Origin of the sequence: Rhizobium sp. BK379, from assembly GCF_014193955.1 — a bacterium.
Classification (GTDB): Bacteria; Pseudomonadota; Alphaproteobacteria; order Rhizobiales; family Rhizobiaceae; genus Rhizobium.
In genome coordinates this window covers 1,358,728-1,379,674 of sequence record NZ_JACIAD010000001.1, presented here as the reverse complement: position 1 = coordinate 1,379,674, position 20,947 = coordinate 1,358,728, and the positions used below count along the sequence as shown (strand labels likewise).

18 protein-coding genes and 1 riboswitch are annotated in these 20,947 nt (G+C 63.0%); of the genes, 13 read left to right on the top strand and 5 right to left on the bottom strand.

Features of this window, described 5'->3' with window-relative positions:
* The first annotated feature begins 6 nt into the window (after positions 1–6).
* Positions 7–1,266 (top strand): adenylate/guanylate cyclase domain-containing protein, encoded by a 1,260-nt coding sequence (locus FHT93_RS07165; protein ID WP_348649768.1) that lies wholly within the window; start codon positions 7–9, stop codon positions 1,264–1,266.
* On the opposite strand, the gene FHT93_RS07160 is transcribed toward FHT93_RS07165, so the two are convergent.
* Positions 1,252–3,042, bottom strand: coding sequence for a chloride channel protein (locus FHT93_RS07160; RefSeq protein WP_113115324.1), 1,791 nt, complete (start codon positions 3,040–3,042; stop codon positions 1,252–1,254). The genes FHT93_RS07165 and FHT93_RS07160 overlap by 15 nt on opposite strands.
* Positions 3,043–3,249: 207 nt before the next feature.
* A riboswitch (cobalamin riboswitch) is annotated at positions 3,250–3,641 on the top strand.
* Between the two features lie 327 nt (positions 3,642–3,968).
* Here FHT93_RS07160 and cobU point away from each other — a divergent pair.
* From cobU to cobO, 4 genes are read left to right on the top strand one after another with little or no spacing between them, the layout of a single operon-like run.
* Complete coding sequence (cobU, locus tag FHT93_RS07155) at positions 3,969–4,478, top strand: bifunctional adenosylcobinamide kinase/adenosylcobinamide-phosphate guanylyltransferase (RefSeq protein WP_183846879.1); 510 nt, start codon at positions 3,969–3,971, stop codon at positions 4,476–4,478.
* 4 nt (positions 4,479–4,482) lie between these two features.
* Positions 4,483–5,529 carry a cobalamin biosynthesis protein CobW gene (gene cobW / locus FHT93_RS07150; protein ID WP_113147406.1) on the top strand — a complete coding sequence of 349 codons (1,047 nt, stop codon included), beginning with the start codon at positions 4,483–4,485 and terminating at the stop codon, positions 5,527–5,529.
* 11 nt (positions 5,530–5,540) lie between these two features.
* On the top strand, positions 5,541–9,653 hold the full coding sequence (cobN, locus tag FHT93_RS07145) for a cobaltochelatase subunit CobN (protein ID WP_183846877.1): 4,113 nt from the start codon (positions 5,541–5,543) through the stop codon (positions 9,651–9,653).
* On the top strand, positions 9,650–10,282 hold the full coding sequence (cobO, locus tag FHT93_RS07140; RefSeq protein WP_113115119.1) for a cob(I)yrinic acid a,c-diamide adenosyltransferase: 633 nt from the start codon (positions 9,650–9,652) through the stop codon (positions 10,280–10,282). The genes cobN and cobO overlap by 4 nt, the downstream gene beginning before the upstream one ends.
* A 55-nt stretch (positions 10,283–10,337) precedes the next feature.
* Here the strand turns inward: cobO and FHT93_RS07135 are convergent, their stop codons facing one another.
* Together FHT93_RS07135 and FHT93_RS07130 are read right to left on the bottom strand one after the other, a co-directional pair.
* Entirely contained in the window at positions 10,338–11,132 is a 795-nt protein-coding gene (locus FHT93_RS07135; protein ID WP_183846875.1) for a helix-turn-helix transcriptional regulator, read from the bottom strand.
* Positions 11,132–11,527, bottom strand: a complete 396-nt coding sequence (locus FHT93_RS07130; RefSeq protein WP_183846873.1) for a nuclear transport factor 2 family protein — start codon at positions 11,525–11,527, stop codon at positions 11,132–11,134. The genes FHT93_RS07135 and FHT93_RS07130 overlap by 1 nt, the downstream gene beginning before the upstream one ends.
* A 198-nt stretch (positions 11,528–11,725) precedes the next feature.
* Between FHT93_RS07130 and FHT93_RS07125 the strand changes: the two genes are divergently transcribed.
* Positions 11,726–12,373, top strand: coding sequence for an isochorismatase family protein (locus tag FHT93_RS07125; RefSeq protein WP_183846871.1), 648 nt, complete (start codon positions 11,726–11,728; stop codon positions 12,371–12,373).
* On the opposite strand, the gene FHT93_RS07120 is transcribed toward FHT93_RS07125, so the two are convergent.
* A complete protein-coding gene (locus FHT93_RS07120; RefSeq protein WP_113147403.1) occupies positions 12,370–13,155 on the bottom strand; it encodes a TSUP family transporter in 786 nt (261 codons plus the stop codon). The two genes, FHT93_RS07125 and FHT93_RS07120, sit on opposite strands and share 4 nt — an antisense overlap.
* Before the next feature lie 114 nt (positions 13,156–13,269).
* On the opposite strand from FHT93_RS07120, the gene FHT93_RS07115 reads away from it, so the two are divergent.
* The 7 genes from FHT93_RS07115 to FHT93_RS07085 all read left to right on the top strand — a co-directional run bounded on the left by FHT93_RS07115 (position 13,270) and on the right by FHT93_RS07085 (position 19,777).
* Complete coding sequence (locus FHT93_RS07115) at positions 13,270–13,689, top strand: cobalamin biosynthesis protein (protein ID WP_183847566.1); 420 nt, start codon at positions 13,270–13,272, stop codon at positions 13,687–13,689.
* A gap of 166 nt (positions 13,690–13,855) precedes the next feature.
* Positions 13,856–14,806, top strand: coding sequence for a nucleoside hydrolase (locus tag FHT93_RS07110; protein ID WP_183846869.1), 951 nt, complete (start codon positions 13,856–13,858; stop codon positions 14,804–14,806).
* 195 nt (positions 14,807–15,001) lie between these two features.
* Positions 15,002–15,850: a uroporphyrinogen-III C-methyltransferase gene (gene cobA, locus FHT93_RS07105; protein WP_113016675.1), complete on the top strand. Its 849-nt coding sequence runs from the start codon at positions 15,002–15,004 to the stop codon at positions 15,848–15,850.
* Positions 15,847–17,154, top strand: coding sequence for a cobyrinate a,c-diamide synthase (locus FHT93_RS07100; protein ID WP_183846867.1), 1,308 nt, complete (start codon positions 15,847–15,849; stop codon positions 17,152–17,154). Before cobA ends, FHT93_RS07100 begins: the two co-directional genes overlap by 4 nt.
* On the top strand, positions 17,151–18,170 hold the full coding sequence (gene cobD, locus FHT93_RS07095; RefSeq protein ID WP_183846865.1) for a threonine-phosphate decarboxylase CobD: 1,020 nt from the start codon (positions 17,151–17,153) through the stop codon (positions 18,168–18,170). Before FHT93_RS07100 ends, cobD begins: the two co-directional genes overlap by 4 nt.
* Positions 18,167–19,147 (top strand): adenosylcobinamide-phosphate synthase CbiB, encoded by a 981-nt coding sequence (gene cbiB / locus FHT93_RS07090; RefSeq protein WP_112969347.1) that lies wholly within the window; start codon positions 18,167–18,169, stop codon positions 19,145–19,147. The genes cobD and cbiB overlap by 4 nt, the downstream gene beginning before the upstream one ends.
* 39 nt (positions 19,148–19,186) lie before the next feature.
* Entirely contained in the window at positions 19,187–19,777 is a 591-nt protein-coding gene (locus FHT93_RS07085; RefSeq protein WP_113016678.1) for an Imm42 family immunity protein, read from the top strand.
* Positions 19,778–19,796: 19 nt separating this feature from the next.
* Here FHT93_RS07085 and FHT93_RS07080 read toward each other — a convergent pair whose 3' ends face one another.
* Positions 19,797–20,909, bottom strand: coding sequence for an MFS transporter (locus tag FHT93_RS07080; RefSeq protein WP_246781589.1), 1,113 nt, complete (start codon positions 20,907–20,909; stop codon positions 19,797–19,799).
* Between the last annotated feature and the right edge of the window lie 38 nt (positions 20,910–20,947).

Below are 20,947 nucleotides of genomic sequence, written 5' to 3'. Positions count from 1 at the left end.
TTCCCGATCATAGAACGGTTTCAACCATCTGGAGATTCCGAAATTAACGATCATATTCAGTGGCTTATAGAGCAGGGAATCGCGAGCGACAATATTGGCGACCTCGTTGGAGGCCTGTGCGACCGGCTGGTCGCTGACGGGTTTCCGATCTGGCGGGCCAGTATCATGATGCCATCTCTTCATCCGATGTACCGCGGTATCTCCGCCAATTTCGTGCGAGGCGGGGTAACGACACTGGAAAACTCCGAGCATGGCGGCGTGGACGAGCGCAACTTCGAGAAAACGCCGACATTTCATCTGCTGAGCCGCGGTGAGAGAGCGGGGCGCTGGAATTTAGCCAAGGGAGAGGGTCTGGAGTACCCGCGGCTCAAGGAATTCGCCCTTGCCGGAGCGACCGATCACGTGGTCAGCATTTTCGAGTTTCCGAAGGAGGTCGCGTTGCGCGGCTTCAGCCTCGCGCTGACCAGCGACGCATCGGGTGGATTTTCCGACGAGCAACTGAGGACGGTCGCAGAGCTTATTCCGGCTCTGGGGCTCGCCTGCTACCGCATGGCCGCATCGAAAACCGCTGCCGATATTCTGGCCGTCTACACGGGCGCCAGGACAAGCGCACGCATCCTTGCGGGCGAGGCTCAGAGAGGCAAGGGCGGATCCATCAGTGCTGCGGTCCTGCTTGCAGATCTCAGGAATTTCACGGCATTGACCGACGTTTATGAGCCGGGCGAAATCGCCGGGTTTCTGGATGCGCATTTCGAGCTGATCGGCAGGCATGTCGAGGAAAATTCCGGGGAGATCCTCAAGTTCATGGGCGACAGCGTGCTGGCGATCTTTCCGACCGGCAGCGAAGAGGGGGATGATCCCGAAAAGGCTTGCCGCGCAGCACTCGCCTCGGCCCGGAACATGCTGAAGGCCAACGAGGCGCTGAACCTAGAGCGGGCAGACAGGGGTGGCCCCGACATCGGCGTCGACGTCGTCCTGCATCTCGGAGAAGTGTTTTACGGAAATATCGGCGCCCGCGGCAGGCTCGACTTCACCGTGATCGGCAGGGCCGTCAACGAGGCCTCGCGGATCGAGAAACTCTGCGGCGAACTTGGCCAGCCGCTTCTGATGTCGGAAAGCTTCGCGGCTGCCTGCGGTGTCGCCTGCGAACGCCTGGGATCGTTCGAGTTGCGCGGCGTTTCGAGGAAGGCCGACGTGTTCAAGCTTGCGGATCCGATTGTGGTAAAGGCTCGAAAATCGGCGGCAAAAACCTCAGATCTCGCCTGACACCTCGCGGCGCCGGCGGTCGAGTTCTTCGCTGTAGCGGCGCAGCGTGTGGCTTTCGCTGAGCTGGCCGATCACCTTGCGCTCGATGAGGTTGTTGACGACTGCGAGCGCTTCGCTTTCCGTCTTGTCGAAGATCGCGGCCGCCTGTTTGGCATTCATCTGCGGCTGCAGGAAATCGTTTTTGTAGCGGATGAAATCGCCGAGATTCTGGGCTTCGTCCTGCGCGCTGGTGGGGTTTGCGTAGATTTCCGGCACGAGCACGAGGCCGGCATATTTGTCGCCCTCATCGACGAGGATGACACGCTGCGTCGAGCCGATGGGGAAGGCCTCCTTGAACGCGTCCAGCGTTATCCCGAGTTTTGCGGTCTTCACGTCCGAACGCATCAGCTTGTCGACGGTGAGATTGCGGATCCAGCCGACATCATGGGCGCTGCGGATGCTTTCGCCGCGCAAGTGAAAGCGCCATGTGGCGAAGGAGTAGCCGAAGGTCGTGCGCACGACGAGCGAGGAGGTGATGACGGCTGCGAGCACCAGTGCGGTGATCGGAAAGTCGCCGGTGATCTCCAGCGCCAGGAAGGTCATGGTCAGCGGCCCGCCGATGACGGCGACGGCGAGCGAGCTCATGCCGACCACGGCATAGATCACGGGCGTCAGCGTCGCATCGGCGAAATAGGGGGCGGAATAGGCAAAGAGCTTGCCGAGCAGCGCGCCCATGAAAAGCGAGGCGAAGAACAGGCCGCCCCTGAAGCCGGAGCCGATGGAGACGGCGGATGCCACCGACTTCAGAAGGAAGAGACCGATCAGCGCGGGGATCGTGATCTCGTGGGAGAGGTTCAGATGCAGCGCGCCGTGGCCAGCGGCCAGCACCTGTGGCGATACCAGCGCCAGCAGGCCGACGACGATGCCGCCGAGCGCCGGGCGGAAGGGCAGTGCGATGGCGCTCTTGCGCGCCAATTCCTCTACGAAGGAGACGCCCTGCATGATGAGGATGCCGACGCCGGCGCAGAAGGCGCCGAGCGCAATGGCCGGCACGTAGTCGGCCGGCTGGACAGCGCCGAAACTGCCGACATCGATGATGAAATCGCTGCCGGCAAGAAGGCGCGCAACAAGAGTTGCGACAAGTGCTGAGACCACGACAGGCGTCAGCGACATAATGGTGTAGGTGCCGATGATCAGCTCGAAGGCGTAGAAGGCGCCGGTCAGCGGTGCATTGAAGGCGGCGGCGATGGCACCGGCTGCGCCGCAGCCGACGAGCACACGCAGGTCCGCGCGGCGCAGCTGCAGCTTCAGGCCGAATTTCGAGGCGATGCCGGCCGCAAGCTGCGTATAACCGGCTTCCAGGCCGACGGATGCGCCGAAGCCATTGGAAACGAGGTTCTGGATCGCGACAAGGATGCTGTCCGTCAGCGACAGGCGGCCGCCATGCAGCGCATTGGCCTCGATCGGGTCGACCATCGGCTTTTTGCGCCATTTGGCGAGAATGAAGAGCAAGAGCCCGAGAAGCATGCCGCCGGCTACCGGGGCCGTCATCAGCAAAAACTTGCTGTCGATCTGCGAGGCGCTGAGCCTCGTCGTGCCGTCTATGCCGAAGATCAGGCTGTGCATCTCTTCCGAGGCATAGCTCATGGCTGAGACCGCAAGCCCCGATACGATGCCGACAAGCGCGCCGGCAAAGACCATGCCCATTTCGCTGTGGCGAATAAGCGCGCGCAGGCGCCCCGGATCGAAGGCGGTGCCTAGAGGGCCGAGGCGGCGAATGTGCATTCGGGAGAGCATCATGGAGAAATTAGGCGGCAAGAATAGGGGTCAAGGGCGGAGCCGGCATCCGCATGAGCGGCAATTGCGGCAAAAAACCGGCCGGGCCGTAAAGTTTTTGTGACGTAAGCCTTTGATTAAAGACGATAATATCCGTAGTGTAAGTCGAGATGAACATGAGCGGGACGCTGCGCGGCAATTGACATGGGAGTTGCACGCGCCTAACCATGAATCCACATAATGGATGGTTCCGGATCGGCAAACGCCTTCCGGATTAAAAGGGAATGTGACGGGGCGGACCCAAGCCGGGCGCCTTCATCACAGCCGACCCCGCGACTGTAGAGCAGTCAGGGTCTTCCATCCGGCATTTGGATTGCGGCGCCGACGGTCTTGCATTCTGCAAGCGGGCAAGGCGGACAAGTGCCGGAAAAGCCACTGGAAATGCATCGTGATCAGCCGGGGCAGGACGCCTCTAATTCTACGAATCGTCCGCCTTTTCACGAGATGCAGCCGGGAAGGCGAGGCAGATCCGCTGGCACGATAAGGGGCGACCGAGGGGTCGCCCCTGTCGCGGCCGATAACTGCGAGCCAGGAGACCTGCTATCCGTGCCGGGCATAATGCCCAATTTGGGCGCTTTGCCCGCTGCCAGCACGGAGGTTGTCTTGGCTGAAGGATGTTATTCAGCGCTGCCTCTGGTGGTGCGATATGGGCGCGGTGTTCCGCCGCCCCTCTGTGATGAGCTTCCGGCGCAGGCCGTTTTCTCTTCCCTGCTTCCTGTGCTTGTCACAGGAAACCAGCCACGGCGCGTCTGTGCCGTGAATGAATCAACGTTATCGCGGAATGAGTCTCTCCTGCCCAAGGACTTGGGCAGGCTGGATTCCTGCGACAAGCACAGGAATGAGGGGCGTGGCGAAGGCCGTGCCCATCCTCTACGGACGGTGTTGTCATGACCGCCACCTTCATCCTCGGCGGCGCTCGCTCCGGCAAATCCGGCTTCGCCGAAAATCTCATCACCACGAGCGGTCTCGAGCGCCACTACATCGCCACCGGCCGCGCCTGGGACGACGAGATGCAGGCGCGCATCGACCAGCACAGGGCCGACCGCGGCCCCTCCTGGACCACGCATGAGGAACCGCTCGATCTCACCGAGCGCCTGACCGCCATCGACGCGGAGGGCAGGGCCATCCTCGTCGATTGTCTGACGCTGTGGCTCACCAATCTGATGATGGAGGGGCGCGATATCGCCGCCCAGTCTGCCGCCCTTGCCGCCTTTCTGCCTCATGCTAAGGCGCGGCTCGTCATCGTTTCCAATGAAGTCGGCCTCGGCATCGTGCCCGAGAACCGCATGGCGCGGGAATTTCGCGACCATGCAGGCCGGCTGCACCAGATGATCGCGGCTTCGGCCGCGGATGTTTATTTTATCGCAGCGGGTCTGCCGCTGAAAATGAAGGGTTAGTTCCATGCAGCAGAAAATCCCCGCAACCGTCATCACCGGCTTTCTCGGCGCCGGCAAGACGACGATGATCCGCAACCTGCTCACCAATGCCGGCGGCAAGAAGATCGCGCTCATCATCAACGAGTTCGGCGATCTCGGCGTCGATGGCGACGTGCTGAAGGGCTGCGGTGCGGAAAACTGCACCGAGGACGACATTATCGAGCTCACCAATGGCTGCATCTGCTGCACCGTTGCCGACGATTTCATTCCGACCATGACCAAGCTTCTGGAGCGCGAGCAGCGCCCTGACCATATCGTCATCGAGACCTCGGGCCTTGCATTGCCGCAGCCGCTCGTCGCCGCCTTCAACTGGCCGGATATCCGGAGCGAAGTGACGGTCGATGGCGTCATCACCGTGGTCGATAGTGCGGCCGTTGCTGCCGGTCGTTTTGCCGATGACCACGATGCCGTCGATGCGCGCCGTGTCGAGGATGAATCGCTCGATCATGAAAGCCCGATCGAGGAACTTTTCGAGGATCAGCTGACCTGCGCCGACCTGATCGTGCTCAACAAGACCGATTTGATCGACGCGGACGGGCTCGGCCGCGTGAAGAGCGAAGTCGCCTCGCGCATTGCCCGCAAGCCTGTCATGATCGAAGCGAAGAACGGCGAGGTGCCGGCAAGCGTGCTGCTCGGCCTCGGCATCGGCACGGAAGACGATATCGTCAACCGCAAGTCCCATCACGAGCTGGAGCATGAGGATGGCGAGCCGCACGACCATGACGAATTCGACAGTTTCGTCGTTGAACTCGGCGCTGTCTCGGATACGGCAGGTTTCGTCGAGAAGCTGAAGGGCATCATCGCCGAGCATGACGTGCTGCGCCTGAAAGGCTTCATCGATGTCTCCGGCAAGCCGATGCGCCTGCAGCTACAGGCCGTGGGTGCCCGCATCGACCAGTATTTCGACCGTGCCTGGGCGCCGGGTGAGGCCCGCAATACGCGCCTCGTCGTCATCGGTCTGCACGAGATGGATCAGGACGCGGTGCGCAAGGCGATCGAAGCGCTCGTCTGAGGACATAACGAATGCATCTGCTTCTCGCTCAACAGGGGACGATCAGCGACGGGGACGAGGCGATCGACCTCGGCCAGTCGCCGGGCGATATCCTGTTCCTGTCCGCTGCCGATACCGAGCTTGCGGCGATTGCCGCGGCCCATAGCGGCGGAGAAGGAGGCTATTCGCTGAGGCTTGCGAGCCTGATGAGCCTGAAGCACCCGATGTCGGTCGATACATACGTCGAACGGACGGCGCGGCATGCGAAGCTGATCATCGTACGGGCGCTCGGCGGGGCGAGCTATTTCCACTATGCGCTGGAGGCGCTGCATGCGGTCGCAGCGCGCAGCGGTGCGCTGATTGCGGTGCTGCCGGGGGATTCGAAGCCGGATGCCGGGCTGACGCCGTTTTCCAATGTGGCGCTGGATGATCTGAATGCGCTCTGGGCCTATCTGATCGAGGGCGGGGATGCCAATGCACGGGGCTTTCTCGCCTATGCGGCGGCGATGCTCTCGAGAGAGGAGAAGCCGGCGCCGGCTGTGCCGCTGATGAAGGCCGGGATCTGGTGGCCAGGGCGGGGGCTTGTTGGGGTCGAGGAGTGGCGGAAGCTCACCGGTTCTGTCTTCTCCCCAGTGGGGAGAAGACGCCCGGCAGGGCAGATGAGGGGGGCGAGCGACGGAGAGACCGAGCAACAGGAGCACGATTTCGAGGTTTGTGCGGTGGCCCCCTCATCCGACCCGTTGGGCCACCGACCGGGGTCGAGCCACGGGTCTCGACCCGTCCTCCGGACCCCCGCTGGGGAGAAGGGACAGGCAGCACCCGTCGTTGCCATCGCCTTCTACCGCGCACTCGTGCAGAGCGGCGAAACCCGCCCGGTCGAGGCACTGATCGAAACCCTGCAGGCGCAGGGTCTTCGCCCTTTGCCGGTCTTTGCCTACAGTCTCAAGGATCCCGTCTCCAAAGGCATCCTCGAAGCCATCTTCGCCGATCTCCAACCCGACGTGGTCATCAACACGACAGGCTTTGCCGTGTCCGCACCCGGTGCTGATCGCGAGCCGACGGTGCTGGAGGCCAACGACGCGATCGTGCTGCAGGCGATCTTTTCCGCCTCGTCGCGGGAGGCCTGGGCAGCCTCATCGCAAGGCTTGTCGGCCCGCGATCTCGGCATGAACGTCGCGCTGCCGGAGGTGGATGGCCGCGTGCTCTCGCGCGCCGTCTCCTTCAAGGCTGCCGCTCGCTACGATGCCGCGGTCGAGGCCAATATCGTTTCCAGCGAGCCGGATGCCGGACGCATGGCCTATGTCGCGGCCCTTGCCGCCAACTGGGCGCGGCTGCGGCAGCGGCCGGTTTCGGAGCGGCGTGTCGCGCTGGTCATGGCGAACTATCCGAACCGGGACGGACGGCTCGGCAATGGCGTCGGGCTCGATACGCCCGCCGGGACGATCGAGGTGATGCGGGCGATGGCGGAGGCTGGTTATCCGCTCGCGGATATCCCCGATGATGGCGATGCGCTCATGCGGCATCTGATGGCGGGGCCGACCAATTCCGGTTTCGACGGCAAGGTTGTGCGCGAGCGGCTTTCCTTGAGTCGATACAAGGATTTCTTCGCCTCTCTTCCCAATCAGATTCAGGATGAAGTCAACGCGCGATGGGGCGATCCGAAGGCCGATCCCTACATGCGCGAGGGTGCTTTTGCGCTCCCCTTTGCGCGTTTCGGCGGGCTGCTCGTCGGCATCCAGCCTGCACGCGGCTACAATATCGATCCGAAGGAAAGCTATCACTCGCCCGATCTCGTGCCGCCGCACGGCTATCTCGCCTTCTATGCCTTCCTGCGCGAAGAGTTCGGCGCCGATGCGGTGATCCACATGGGCAAGCATGGCAATCTGGAATGGCTGCCGGGCAAGGCACTGGCGCTGTCGGAAGCCTGTTATCCCGAAGCGATCCTCGGGCCGCTGCCGCATCTCTATCCCTTCATCGTCAACGATCCGGGCGAGGGCACTCAGGCGAAGCGCCGCACGGCCGCCGTCATCATCGATCATCTGACGCCGCCGCTGACGCGGGCCGAAAGCTACGGGCCGCTGAAGGATCTGGAGGCGCTGGTCGATGAATATTACGAGGCCTCGGGTGGCGACCCCCGGCGTATCCGGCTGCTGTCCCGGCAGATCCTCGAGCTTGTTGCCGATATCGGGCTGGATCGGGACGCGGGGATTGCAAAGGGTGAGAGCGAAGGCGAGGCTTTGAAGAAGCTCGATGCCTATTTGTGCGATCTCAAGGAAATGCAGATCCGCGACGGGTTGCATGTGTTTGGCGTGTCGCCCGAGGGCCGGCTGCTGACGGATCTCACCGTGGCGCTGGCGCGGGTGCCGCGTGGGCTGGGTGAGGGCGGCGATGCGAGCCTGCAGCGGGCGATTGCGGGGGATGTGTTGACATTCCCCCTTCTTCCCAGCGGGGAGAAGATGTCTGTTAGGGCAGATGAGGGGGCAAACGACGTGAGGAGCGAGCGGCTGAGCGAAGGCGAGGCCGAGCCTATGGCCCCCTCATCCGACCCTTCGGGCCACCTTCTCCCCGCTGGGGAGAAGGGGAGTCGCGTGCTTCAGCGTTCCTTCGATCCACTTGATTGTGACATGGCCGGCAATTGGGTCGGCTCACGTCCGGCAATCCTGGCAGAAATCACCGATGCCCCCTGGCGCACGAACGGTGACACAGTCGAGCGCATCGAGCTGCTCGCGACCAAGCTTGTCTCCGGCGAAATCACCTGCCCAACTGTCTGGTCCCAAACCAGATGCGTACTCGACGAGATCGCGGCCCGCCTCAAACCTTCCATCCTCGCTTGCGGTCCGGCCGAAATCACCAGTCTGCTGCGCGGCCTCGACGGTCGTTTCGTCCCGCCCGGTCCATCCGGTGCACCGACGCGCGGGCGGCCTGACGTGTTGCCGACCGGGCGGAATTTCTACTCCGTGGACAGCCGCGCGGTGCCGACACCCGCCGCCTACGAACTCGGCAAGAAATCGGCCGAATTGCTGATCCGCCGCTACGTTCAGGATCACGGCGAATGGCCCGTCTCCTTCGGGCTGACGGCCTGGGGCACGTCCAACATGCGCACCGGCGGCGACGATATCGCCCAGGCGCTGGCGCTGATCGGCGTCAAGCCGGTCTGGGACATGGCCTCGCGGCGCGTCACTGGCTACGAGATCATTCCGCCAGCCATGCTGCGGCGGCCGCGGGTGGATGTGACGTTGCGGATCTCCGGTTTCTTCCGCGATGCCTTTCCCGAGCAGATCGCGCTGTTCGACAAGGCGATCCGCGCTGTCGGCGCGCTGGAGGAAGATGCGGCCGACAATCCGATAGCCGGGCGCATGCGCGGCGAGGCGGTGCGGCTAATCGCTGCCGGGCTCGACGAGAAGGCGGCGGCAAAGCGGGCGGGCTATCGCATCTTCGGGTCCAAGCCGGGTGTGTATGGGGCGGGCTTGCAGGCGCTGATCGACGAGAAGGGTTGGGAGCGGCGGGCCGATCTTGCCGAAGCCTATCTCGTCTGGGGCAGCTATGCCTATGGTGCTGGTGAAGAAGGCAAGGCCGAGCGCGGCGTCTTCGAGGAGCGGCTGCGCTCCATCCAGGCTGTTGTGCAGAACCAGGACAATCGCGAGCACGACCTGCTCGACAGCGACGATTATTACCAGTTCGAAGGCGGCATGGCGGCGGCGGCCGAGACGTTGGGCGGAGTGCGGCCGGCGATCTATCACAACGATCATTCACGGCCGGAAAAGCCTGTGATCCGTTCGCTCGAAGAGGAGATCGGGCGGGTGGTGCGCGGGCGCGTCGTCAATCCGAAATGGATCGAGGGCGTGATGCGCCATGGCTACAAGGGTGCTTTCGAGATTGCTGCGACGGTCGATTATCTCTTTGCCTTTGCGGCGACGACGGGGGCTGTCGGCAACCATCATTTCGAGGCGGTCTATCAGGCTTTCGTCGCTGATCCCAAAGTGCGCGATTTCATGGAGGAGAAGAACCCGGCGGCGCTCTCCGAAATGAAGGAGCGGCTGCTCGAGGCGATCGAGCGCAGGCTCTGGACGCCGCGCAGCAACTCGGCGCAATTCGATCTTACAGACATCAACGAAACCAAGAAAAAAGCAGGCAGCCAATCATGAGCGAAGAGCCAGTCGTACCAGCCGAAAAGGACGATGCTCGTCACAACGAGAAGATGGCGAAGAAGAAGGCCGCGCGTGACAAGATCATGGCGACCAAGACGGATGAGAAGGGCCTCATCATCGTCCATACCGGCAAGGGCAAGGGCAAGTCATCCTCCGCCTTCGGCATGATCTTCCGCCATATCGCCCACGGCAAGCCTTCGGCCGTCGTGCAGTTCATCAAGGGTGCGATGTGGACGGGCGAGCGCGATCTGATCGAGAAGCATTTCTCCGACATCTGCCAGTTCCACACGATGGGCGAGGGCTTTACCTGGGAGACGCAGGACCGGGCGCGGGATGTGGCGGCGGCAGGGGCTGCCTGGGAAAAGGCCAAGGAACTGATCCGCGACGAGCGCAATTCCATGGTGCTGCTCGACGAGATCAATATCGCGCTCCGTTACGACTATCTCGACATCAACGAAGTCGTCGAATTCCTGAAGAACGAGAAGCCCTACATGACGCATGTCGTGCTGACGGGGCGCAATGCGAAGGACGAACTGATCGAGATTGCCGATCTGGTGACCGAGATGGAGCTCGTCAAGCATCCGTTCCGCTCCGGCATCAAGGGGCAGCCGGGCGTCGAATTCTAAAGCATTGCCAGCAAATAAGTCCGCGGTTTTGCGTCCGGAATTGCGCGGAAAAGGTCTAATTGGCCAGATGGCTGCGCAGGATTGCGGCCGTTTCCTCATCGGCCGGGAAGAGCGTCTCGATTGCGAGTTCCGACAGGGTGATATCGACGGGCGTGCCGAAGACTGTCGTCGTCGAGATGAAGGAGAGAAGGCCGGCCCTGGTCGAAAGCTGCAGGGGTACGGCGATGCCGGCGAGGTCGGTGTGGGGCTCGGTCGCCTCTTGGGGCGCGGAGTAGGAGAGCAGTTCCTTCAAGAGCTTTTCCAGCACGGGATCGCCCGAGACCGATATCTGCTGGCGTAGCCTATCGAGCAGGTGGGCACGCCATTCGGCGAGATTGGCGATTTGCGGTGCCAGGCCCTGCGGGTGCAGGCTCAGGCGGAGCACGTTGACGGGTGGTTCCAGCAAGGTGGGATCGGCGATGGTTTCGAGCAGCGGCGTCAGGGCTGCGTTGGCGGCGATCAACGTCCAGTGGCGGTCGATCGCGATGGCAGGATAGGGCTCATGGCCTTTCAGCACCCTGTCGATGGCGCGGCGTGCAGGAAGAAGGGCCGGATCGTCCAGTTTGCGTTCGGCAAAGACGGGGGCGAAACCCGCTGCGAGAAGCAGCGGGTTGCGATCACGCAAGGGCACGCCGAGGCGTTCGGCCAGATGCAACAGCATTTCGCGGCTCGGGGTCGAGCGCCCGCTCTCGATGAAGCTCAGGTGCCGTTGCGAGATATCGGCTTCCAGCGCGAGATCGAGCTGGCTCATGCGGCGGCGCTGGCGCCATTCGCGCAGATGATCTCCGAGAGAGCGGGCGGTCGGGCTCATCAGGCGGCTTCCGGCAGTTGGTCGATGAACCCGCGGACGGATTTCAGCTTGCCGTCTTCGAGTTCGGCGAAATCCGTGCCCTTGATCAGCGCTTCGCCATTGTCGGGGCCGAGGCCCCAGGAGAAGCGCAGGTTGTCGCCGTAGCCATCGGCCGTGCCGATCAGTTCGAAGCGGAAGCCGGGGAAGCGGCTCTGCACGGCCTCGACCAGCGAATTGATCTGCTCATGGCCTTCGCCGCGCATCAGCGGGTCGATATAGGTCGCGGCTTCCGTCCAGCTCTCGGCGATCAGGGCACGGCGGCGGGTGGCATCCGTCTCGTTCCAGATTGCGAGATAGCGCTCGGCGTTGGTCCTTGCCTTGTTCAGCTGCGTGTTTTCCGTCTGGGCGTCGTTCATCGGGTCGTCTCCTTTTGATCGCCTGCCATGTTCAGGCGGGGCGATCATCGGCGAAAGCGGTGCAGCCTATCAATTACGCCTGACGTAATGGAAGCCTGATTGCCGGTATCAAATCCAGGTCGCGGCTTGGTGATTTGACAGGTGAGGAGCGAGCCCGAAGATTTGCGGCAACTCTTTTGCCCCGGGAGGAGAAACCCCATGAAAACCCGTTCCTGCAAGGCTTTAGCCGCCTTCGCCATCGTACTTCTCGGCGCTTCGGCCACGCAAGCGAATGTGATCGACGACTGGAATACGATCAAGGTGCCCGCTGCACCGGTGCTGAAGCCGGTCAGCGTAAATATATCGGATACGGCGCTGCTGCTGCTCGATTTCAACGGCGCGCAGGACCCATCGAAAGGGCCGTGCAACACGAAGACCAAGCCCCGCTGCATCGCCTCGCTGCCGAAGGTGGAAAAGCTTTTGAACGAGGCACGCAAGAGCGGCGTGCCCGTCATCTACAGCATTACCGGCGGCGCCACGAAGGGCGATATCGCCAGCGTACTGGCGCCGAGAGAGGGCGATCCGGTGGTGCAGGGCGGCGCCAACAAGTTCATCAACACCGATCTCGAAAAGATCCTGACCGAAAAGCATATCAAGACCATCATCGTGGCCGGCACAGCATCCGAAGGGGCGGTGCTGAATACGGCGGCCTATGCGGCGCTGACCGGCATGAATATCATCCTGCCGGTCGACGGCATGTCGTCGACCGATCCCTATGCCGAGCAATATGTCGCCTGGCATTTCGCCAATGCGCCGGGTGTTTCGGCCAAGACAGTGTTGACGACCGTCGACGAGATCAAATTCTAGACGCCAAGCCAGACACGCAGCGGGTTTGCGGGGTCGGAGAGCAGCTTAATCGCAAAGGCGATGCAGACGATGACGAGCAGCGGCTTGATGAGCCTTGCGCCGATGCGCATGGCGAGCCGCGAGCCGAGCTGCGCGCCGAGGAACTGGCAGGCACCCATCAGCAGGCCGATCTTCCAGAGCGTGGCGCCGAAGCTTGCGAAGACGACGAGCGCGCCGAAATTCGAGCCGAGATTGAGAAGCTTGGTATGGGCGGTTGCCTTCAGCATGCCGAAGCCGGCAAGCGTGACGAAGGCCAGCATGAAGAAGGAGCCGGTGCCGGGGCCGAAGACGCCATCGTAGAAGCCGATGAGGGGCACCAGCGTCAGCCCGAAGAGGAAGGGCGTCATCCGGCGGTGCGTGTCGGAATCATTCAGGTTCGGCTTGACGGCGAAGAAGATGGCGATCGCCACCAGGAGCACCGGCATCACGGCCTGCAGAACCTGGCCGGGCACGAGCGTGGCAAGGGCCGCACCCAGCGAACCGCCCATGACGGCCATCAGCGCCATCGGCAATTGTTCCGAAAGCTTCACATGGCCCTTGCGCGCATAGGCGATGGTTGCAGAGGCGGCGCCGAAGAGGGACTGCACCTTGTTGGTGCCGAGGGTCTGCAGCGGTGGAATGCCTGCAATCAGCATCGCGGGGACGGTAATGAGGCCGCCGCCGCCGGCGATGGAATCGACGAAACCGGCAAAGAAGGCAGCCGCGCAGAGCAGCAGAAGCAGATGGATCGCAATGTCAGGCAAGAGATTATTCCGGGAGGGGCATTCGGGGCGGGGCTTTCGGGCGGCCTTGTTGCATTTCCGGCCATGAGCTGCAATGGCATGGCGGACACAGCGGGGCGCAATCGGCTGATGGGAATGAGCGACATCACCATTGATGAGACAAGGCGGCATGTGCTCGGGCTCGGCTGCGAGCACGGGACTTCGCCTGCCGAGGTGATGGCTTTAGCAGCCCAGGCGCTGGACGCGGCCGGTATCGCGGGCATGGCGCTTGCGGCTGTTGCCTCGATCGACAGCCGCAGACAGGAGCCGGCGATCCTTGCGGTTGCCGAGCATTTGTCCGTGCCTGCCGTGTTCTTCGATGCGGCGCGGCTGGAAGCGGAGACGCCGCGGCTGAAAAATCCCTCCGAGATCGTCTTTGCCCGTGTCTGCTGCCATGGGGTGGCGGAAGCGGCAGCACTGGCGGCACTGGGCGCGGATGCTGAACTCGTGCTCGGCAAGATCAAATCTCGACATGCGACAGCGGCCGTCGCCCGCATCGGGTTGCACAAAGCCTGACGGGCGCTATGGTGGCGGCACTTCGCGGCGCCATCCGGCTGCCGGCGACTCGCATCCGGAGCACTTCCGATCCTGATTCACGGATTTGCTCTATCCCTTTGTTTTTATGCAATTTCGAGTACAAGGCCGCCGCACGGTTTTGCTGGAATTGTTCTGGAGGATACACATGCACAAGGTCATTTATGACACGGATCCCGGCGTTGATGACGCAATGGCGCTGCTTTTCCTGCACCGCCATCCCGAGATCGATCTGGTCGGCATCACCACTGTCTTCGGCAATGCCTCGATCGAGACGACGACGCGCAATGCGCTGTTCCTGAAGCGGGAATGGGATATCGCGGCCCCCGTTGCCAAGGGTGCAAGCGTCACCATCGATCCCAAGCGTCACGAGCGCCCCTGGCCGACCATGGTGCATGGCGAAAATGGGCTTGGCGACATGCCGGTGCCCGAGACGATCGACCTGCCGCTCGATCCGCGTCCGGCATATCGCTTCATCATCGAGACCGTGCGGGCCAATCCGGGCGAGGTGACGCTGGTTGCCGTCGGCCGCATGACGAACCTCGCGCTGGCGCTGAAGGAAGATCCCGGCATTGCAGGCCTCGTGAAGGAAATCGTCATCATGGGCGGCAATTTCTATGTGCCGGGCAATGTCTCGCCGGTTGCCGAAGCCAATATTCATGGCGATCCGGAAGCGGCCGATATCGTGCTGACCGCGCCGTGGAAGGTCGTCGTCATCGGTCTCGATGTGACCGCGATCACGACGATGAGCAGGACCTATCTGCGCGACATGGCTGACAAGGGCGACAAGGCGGTCAAGCAGCTCGACGAACTGTCGCAATCCTATATCGACTTCTACAAGCATGCGGTCGAGGACGGAATGATGGTGCATGACAGCTGTGCTGCCGTCTATGTCGTGGCGCCGGACCTGTTCAAGACGATTACCGGCGCGCTGCGCGTCGTCTGCGGCGGCATTGCCGATGGCCAGACGGTGATCAAGCCGGACGGCCGCCGGTTCCCGCCGGGCGACTGGGATGGCCTGCCGAGCCAGGTGGTTGCAACCGGTATCGAGTCGGAAAAGGTGCTCTCCCTGATCCGCGATACACTGCTGCGCGTCTGATTGCCTCAGACGGGCCGGATGCGCGATCTGCTGCCGGCCCGTTTCCGATTCCGGAATCCAATCAATCGTTTATCTGGATTGCTTGCGAGCTTGATTCCGGTTCTTGCGGAGTTGATTCAATCGCGTTTTGTCAACTTCCAGTGCGCGGCCCTCGACGCCGTTGACCTCGTCATCCGGCGGGCCTAGATCAGCTGGATGATCGATGGTGCATTCTCACATCTGCCGGCGCTGGAGCCGGGCAGCGTCTGGCTTGTCGGTGCCGGTCCGGGCGACCCGGGCCTGCTGACGCTGCTTGCTGCGAAGGGATTGGCGGAAGCCGATGTTGTCGTCCACGACGCGCTGGTCAACGAAGACTGTCTGAAGCTCGCGCGGACGGGTGCGGAGCTCGAATATGCTGGCAAACGCGGCGGCAAGCCCTCGGCCAAGCAGCGGGATATTTCCCTGCGGTTGGTGGAATTGGCGCGGGCGGGCAAGCGCGTGCTGCGGCTGAAGGGCGGCGATCCCTTCGTTTTCGGCCGTGGCGGGGAAGAGGCGCTAACGCTGGTCGAGCACAATATCCCGTTCCGCATCGTGCCAGGCATCACGGCCGGCATCGGCGGGCTGGCCTATGCCGGCATTCCGGTCACGCATCGCGAGATCAATCATGCGGTGACGTTCCTCACCGGCCACGATTCCTCCGGCATCGTTCCCGATGCGATCAACTGGGGCGCGATCGGCAAGGGTTCGCCCGTCATCGTCATGTATATGGCGATGAAACATATCGCGCAGATCAGCGCCAATCTGATTGCATCGGGCCGTTCGGCATCCGAGCCGGTCGCCTTCGTTTGCAATGCGGCGACCGGCGAGCAGCAGGTGCTGGAAACCACGCTTGGAGAAGCGCCTGCAGCAGTTGCCGCTTCCGGGCTGGAGCCGCCGGCAGTCGTCGTCGTCGGCGAGGTAGTGCGGCTTCGCGCTTCGCTTGACTGGCTCGGCGCGCTCGGCGGGCGCCGCCTGCAGCCCGATCCCTTTCGTCATGCCGGCGGGCAGGGAAAGGAGACGGCATGAGCGGATTGCTGATCGCTGCGCCATCCTCTGGCTCCGGCAAGACCACGGTAACACTCGGGCTGCTCCGGGCGCTGCGCAATCGAGGCGTCGCCGTTGCGCCCGGCAAGGCCGGTCCCGACTATATCGATCCGGCCTTCCATGCCGCGGCGAGTGGCTCGCTCTGCCTGAATTTCGATCCCTGGGGCATGCGGCAGGAGCTGATTTCAGCCAATGCGACACTGCATCGTTCCGGCGACCGCGTGTTGCTCATCGAGGGCATGATGGGCCTGTTCGACGGGGCGGCCGACGGGCGCGGCACGGCGGCGGAACTTGCGGCGCAGCTTGGGCTTTCCGTGGTGCTGGTCGTCGATGCCTCGCGGCTGTCGCAATCGGTAGCGCCCCTCGTCAGCGGCTTTGCGGGATTTCGCGCCGATGTGCGCATTGCCGGCGTCATCCTGAACAAGGTCGGCAGCGACCGGCATGAGATGATGCTGCGTCAGGCGCTGGAAGCTATCCGCATGCCCATCGTCGCTGTCATCCGCAAGGATGCGATGCTGGCGCTGCCCGAGCGGCATCTCGGGCTGGTGCAGGCCGGCGAGCATGGGGCGCTCGAGGAATTCATCGATTATGCGGCCAATGCCGTTTCCGAAGAGTGCAATTTCGAATTCCTGATGCGCATCGCGCGGCAGGGCTTGAACCGGCCTTCGGCTGCCAATATCGCCCGGCTGATGCCCTTCGGCCGGCACATCGCCGTTGCCCGCGATATCGCCTTTGCCTTCTGCTATGAGCACATGCTGCTCGGCTGGCGGCGGCGCGGGGCGGAGATTTCCTTCTTCTCGCCGCTTGCCGATGAAGCGCCGGCAGCCGACGCCGATGCGATCTATCTTCCCGGCGGCTATCCGGAACTGCATGCAGGAAAGCTGGCGGCCGCACAGAATTTTGCCAGGGCGATGAGGGCCGCGGCGGCCCGCGGCCTGCGCATCTACGGTGAATGCGGCGGCTACATGGTGCTCGGCGACGGACTGATCGATGGGGAAGGCGTGCGCCATGAAATGCTCGGCCTGCTGCCGGTCGTCACCAGCTATGAGACGCGCCAGCGGCACCTCGGCTATCGGCAGGTGACGCCGCTTGCGGGCGCCTTCTTCGACAAGGCGATGACGGCGCATGAATTCCACTATTCCACCATCGTCTCCGAAGGCGAGGGCGACCGGCTGTTTGCGACGCAGGATGCGCTTGGAAACGATCTCGGTGCGGCGGGCCTCAGGCGCGGGCAGGTGGCCGGCTCCTACATGCACCTGATCGATCTTGCCGGGACAGCCGCATGAACGCGCCCATCGTGCATGGCGGCGGCATTACCGCGGCGGCGGCAAGCTTCGGCGGCCGGCCGGAGGACTGGCTCGATCTTTCGACCGGCATCAACCCCAACCCGGTGGCGCTGCCGGAAATCCCTGCAAGGATCTGGCATCGCCTGCCGGATCGGCATCTTATCGAGACGGCGCGGCATGCGGCGCGGGATCACTATCGCAGCGGCGGAATCCTTCCCCTGCCGGTTCCGGGCACGCAGTCCGTCATCCAGCTTCTGCCGCGCCTGGTTGCGGTCGGCGGGCTTTCCGCCGAGGGCCGGCGCGTGGCGATCCTCTCCCCGACATATGGAGAGTATGCGCGAGCTTTTACGGCGGCCGGTTTCGTCGTCGATGCGGTTGATCATATCGATGATATCGGCACCCAGCACGGACTGGCCGTCGTGGTCAATCCGAACAATCCGGATGGCCGAATCCATGCTGCCGACAGGCTGGAAGCGCTGCATGAGCGGCTGAAGGCGGGCGGCGGTTTTCTTGTCGTCGACGAGGCTTTCGGGGACACAAGCCCGGACACGAGCCTTGCGCCGCGTGCAGCGAGGCTTTCGAACCTGATCATCTTCCGTTCCTTCGGAAAATACTTCGGGCTGGCGGGGCTGCGGCTCGGCTTTGCCATTGCGCGGAGCGATATTCTCGCGCGTTTCGAGGACTGGCTCGGCCCCTGGGCCGTATCGGGGCCGGCGCTTGCGATTGCCGGTTCGCTGTTGAATTCTGATGTCTCCGGGATCGCCACCTCGATTGCCGAGCGGCAGGCGGGCCTGCATGCGGTGCTGGCCGGGGCCGGCCTTGTCATTGCCGGTGGTACACCGCTTTTTACGCTTGTTGCCGACGCCAGGGCCGGTGACATTTACACGACTCTCTGCCGCCATCATATTCTCGTCCGCCGGTTCGATTATGCGCCGGACTGGCTGCGCTTCGGCCTTGCCCCCGACGCTGCCGATGATGCAAGACTTGCCGCGGCCCTTCGGAGCATTGACCGATGAATTTCGATGAACATTTTCTGGTGCTGGTTCTGGCGCTGCTGCTCGACCGCATCATCGGCGATCCGCAATGGCTGTGGATGCGCGTGCCGCATCCCGTCGCGATCTTCGGCAAGGCGATCGGTTATTTCGACCAGCATTTTAACCGCGAGATCCTGAGCAAGGCACAACGCCGGCAGAATGGTGTTGTGGTGATCCTGGCGCTGTCGGTGCTCGCTGTCGTCACCGGGCTGGTGCTGCACTGGTTTCTCATGCTCTTCGGCCCCGTCGGCATCCTGCTCGAGGTTTTCTGCGTGGCGATCTTCCTGGCGCAGAAGAGCCTGTCGGATCACGTCGCGGCTGTCGCAACCGCGCTCAGGGCCGAAGGTCTCGTCGGCGGGCGCAAGGCGGTGTCGCGCATCGTCGGGCGCGATCCGGAAACGCTGGATGAGCCGGGTGTCTGCCGTGCGGCGATCGAGAGCCTCGCCGAGAATTTCTCCGATGGTGTCGTCGCACCGGCGCTCTGGTATGCGATCTTCGGCCTGCCGGGCCTGTTCTTCTACAAGATGCTGAATACCGCAGATTCGATGATCGGCCACCGCTCGGAGAAATATGTCGATTTCGGCTGGGCATCGGCCCGGCTCGACGATATCGCCAACTGGCCGGCGGCGCGCCTCTCCATCCTGTTGATCGCCGTCGGCGCCGGCATTCGCCGCGGCACAACCGCCTTCAGCCATGCCTTCCGCGTGGGTGTCCGCGATGGCAAGCTGCACCGTTCGCCGAATTCCGGCCGCCCGGAGGCGGCCATGGCCGGAGCGCTCGATCTCCAGCTTGCCGGCCCACGCGTCTATTCGGGCGTTGTCGTGCGCGAGCCGATGATCAACGGCACGGGCCGGGATGTGGCGACGGCAGGCGATGTGGAGGACGGGATTTCGGTCTTCCAGGCCAGCTGCATGGCGCTGACGCTGCTTACCTTCGTGGCCTTCGTCTGTCTGCTGTGACGATGTACTAGCTTAAGCCCCGTAGATGATATCGGGGTAATGTCACCGGAGATGGGCGCAGTGATTGTCGGAGAAGCCAGCCTATTTGCCATCGAAAGCGAGATCACGAAAGTCGTTCCCAATATTTCGCAGCGCGCTCTTGGATTCTTTGTCATTCACGTTTGTGGACGAAGATTTGGTGTGCAGGAACCTGATGCTTCGATGCTTGGATGCTCCTTCGAGGAGGTGAATAGCCGTCTGCAGCGCTGCGGAACACATTGCGCTCCTGTCCTGGGCGATATTAACGCTGCGGAGATCGCGGAGGCTTATCTCGATGTCATTTACCGAGACACGCCGCGAACTGATTACTTTGGACTGTCGCATCAGAAGTTTGTTGAGGTGGTCCACTCCAGCGCGATCACATGGGCGCCTGATGGCGACGAGGCGTTTGATGACGGGAGCGTCGTTCTCCATCTGGACGTGGAGAACAGGGTTCGTCTTATTGCCTTCAACAATACCGACGTCGCCGACGACATGATTGGTACGATCAGGGAAGTGTGGTTGGACGCTGACCTTTTCTATGGCGTTTTATCCCGCTGGAGAGATAACTTCGACGCCGAGTGGGAAAGCCGATTGGATTTACCGGCGTAGCGTAGGATCAACACGGCAGTCAGTATCGGCGTTTCTCCGCCATCAACAGTACCGCAAGAGCCAAGCTGAGCAGTCCGAGCGACAGCGGCAGGCCTTGGTGGCCTGCCAGTTGCATCGCCATGCCCGTTGCGGGCGAGCCTACGATGCCGCCGAGGCCCCAGACGAGGGCGAAGGCGGCGTTGCCGGCGATCAGGGACTGGCCGGTGAAGCGCTCGCCGAGCTGGATCAGCGACAGGGTGTAGATGCCGAAGGAGACGCCGCCCCAGGCGAAAAACAGCGGCCAGACGAGCCATGTGTCGAACAGCACGGGCAAGAGCAGGCAGCCGGCGAGCGAAGTCAGCACGCAGGCGAGCAGTGTGCGGCGCGAGCCGGATAGTTCGGCGAGGCGGCCGAGCACAATCTGCAGTGCCGCATTGCCTGCGATGAAGCAGGTGATCAGCGCGGCGATGCGCTGCTCGGGGCTGCCGAGGGCGGCGCCATAGACGGTGAAAAGGGCGAGCAGAACCTGTTCGAAACCGGCGGCGACGAAAACGGCAAGGAGCAGGAGCGGCGCAAGCCGGAAAAAACCGGCGACCGATGTTGCTTCGCCCTCCTGGGGCATGGCGGGCAGGCGCCTTGCGACGGCAAAAACGATCAGGCCGCAGAGGAGGAAGGCCACGATACCGATCAGGAAGGGTGGCCAGCCTTCCGTGCCGGCAAGGCCGAGGGATAGCGGGCCGAGGGCGAATCCGCCTGATACGACCGAGGAATAGAGGCCCAGGATGCGGCCGCGGCGCGCGGCGGGCGTGATGGCGAGCAGCCAGGTTTCGCTGATGACGTAGAGCGGATTGGCGAAGACGCCGAGCAGGAAGCGCAGCGGCATCCAGGCCCAGACGTCTTGGATCGCGGCAATGGCGATCAGGCTCAGGGCTGCGAGGACCGAGCAGAGGATGGCAAGCCTGATGGCGCCGAATCGGCGCGACAGGGCAGGAATGAAGGGGGCCGAGACGATGAAGCCTGTCGGTGTCATCGCTGCCGACAGGCCGATCAGGCCGGATCGTGTATCCTGCCGCTCAAGGATGAAGCTCAGGAGCGGATAGGTCAGGCCCTGCGCCATGGCGAAGACCGTGACGGTGGCGATGATGCCTGTCATCGCGGCCCACGGGAGGCGCGCAGCTTGCGGCGGTGTCG

Bases quoted from the DNA above. Each gene is read 5' to 3' on its own strand.
- cbiB (WP_112969347.1), top strand. From the start codon at position 18,167: ATGAATTTCGATGAACATTTTCTGGTGCTGGTTCTGGCGCTGCTGCTC.
- FHT93_RS07160 (WP_113115324.1), bottom strand. From the start codon at position 3,042: ATGCTCTCCCGAATGCACATTCGCCGCCTCGGCCCTCTAGGCACCGCC.
- FHT93_RS07100 (WP_183846867.1), top strand. From the start codon at position 15,847: ATGAGCGGATTGCTGATCGCTGCGCCATCCTCTGGCTCCGGCAAGACC.
- cobU (WP_183846879.1), top strand. From the start codon at position 3,969: ATGACCGCCACCTTCATCCTCGGCGGCGCTCGCTCCGGCAAATCCGGC.
- FHT93_RS07125 (WP_183846871.1), top strand. From the start codon at position 11,726: ATGAAAACCCGTTCCTGCAAGGCTTTAGCCGCCTTCGCCATCGTACTT.
- cobN (WP_183846877.1), top strand. From the start codon at position 5,541: ATGCATCTGCTTCTCGCTCAACAGGGGACGATCAGCGACGGGGACGAG.
- cobW (WP_113147406.1), top strand. From the start codon at position 4,483: ATGCAGCAGAAAATCCCCGCAACCGTCATCACCGGCTTTCTCGGCGCC.
- FHT93_RS07115 (WP_183847566.1), top strand. From the start codon at position 13,270: ATGAGCGACATCACCATTGATGAGACAAGGCGGCATGTGCTCGGGCTC.
- FHT93_RS07130 (WP_183846873.1), bottom strand. From the start codon at position 11,527: ATGAACGACGCCCAGACGGAAAACACGCAGCTGAACAAGGCAAGGACC.
- FHT93_RS07110 (WP_183846869.1), top strand. From the start codon at position 13,856: ATGCACAAGGTCATTTATGACACGGATCCCGGCGTTGATGACGCAATG.
- FHT93_RS07135 (WP_183846875.1), bottom strand. From the start codon at position 11,132: ATGAGCCCGACCGCCCGCTCTCTCGGAGATCATCTGCGCGAATGGCGC.
- cobD (WP_183846865.1), top strand. From the start codon at position 17,151: ATGAACGCGCCCATCGTGCATGGCGGCGGCATTACCGCGGCGGCGGCA.
- FHT93_RS07085 (WP_113016678.1), top strand. From the start codon at position 19,187: ATGTCACCGGAGATGGGCGCAGTGATTGTCGGAGAAGCCAGCCTATTT.
- cobA (WP_113016675.1), top strand. From the start codon at position 15,002: ATGATCGATGGTGCATTCTCACATCTGCCGGCGCTGGAGCCGGGCAGC.
- cobO (WP_113115119.1), top strand. From the start codon at position 9,650: ATGAGCGAAGAGCCAGTCGTACCAGCCGAAAAGGACGATGCTCGTCAC.
- FHT93_RS07080 (WP_246781589.1), bottom strand. From the start codon at position 20,909: ATGACAGGCATCATCGCCACCGTCACGGTCTTCGCCATGGCGCAGGGC.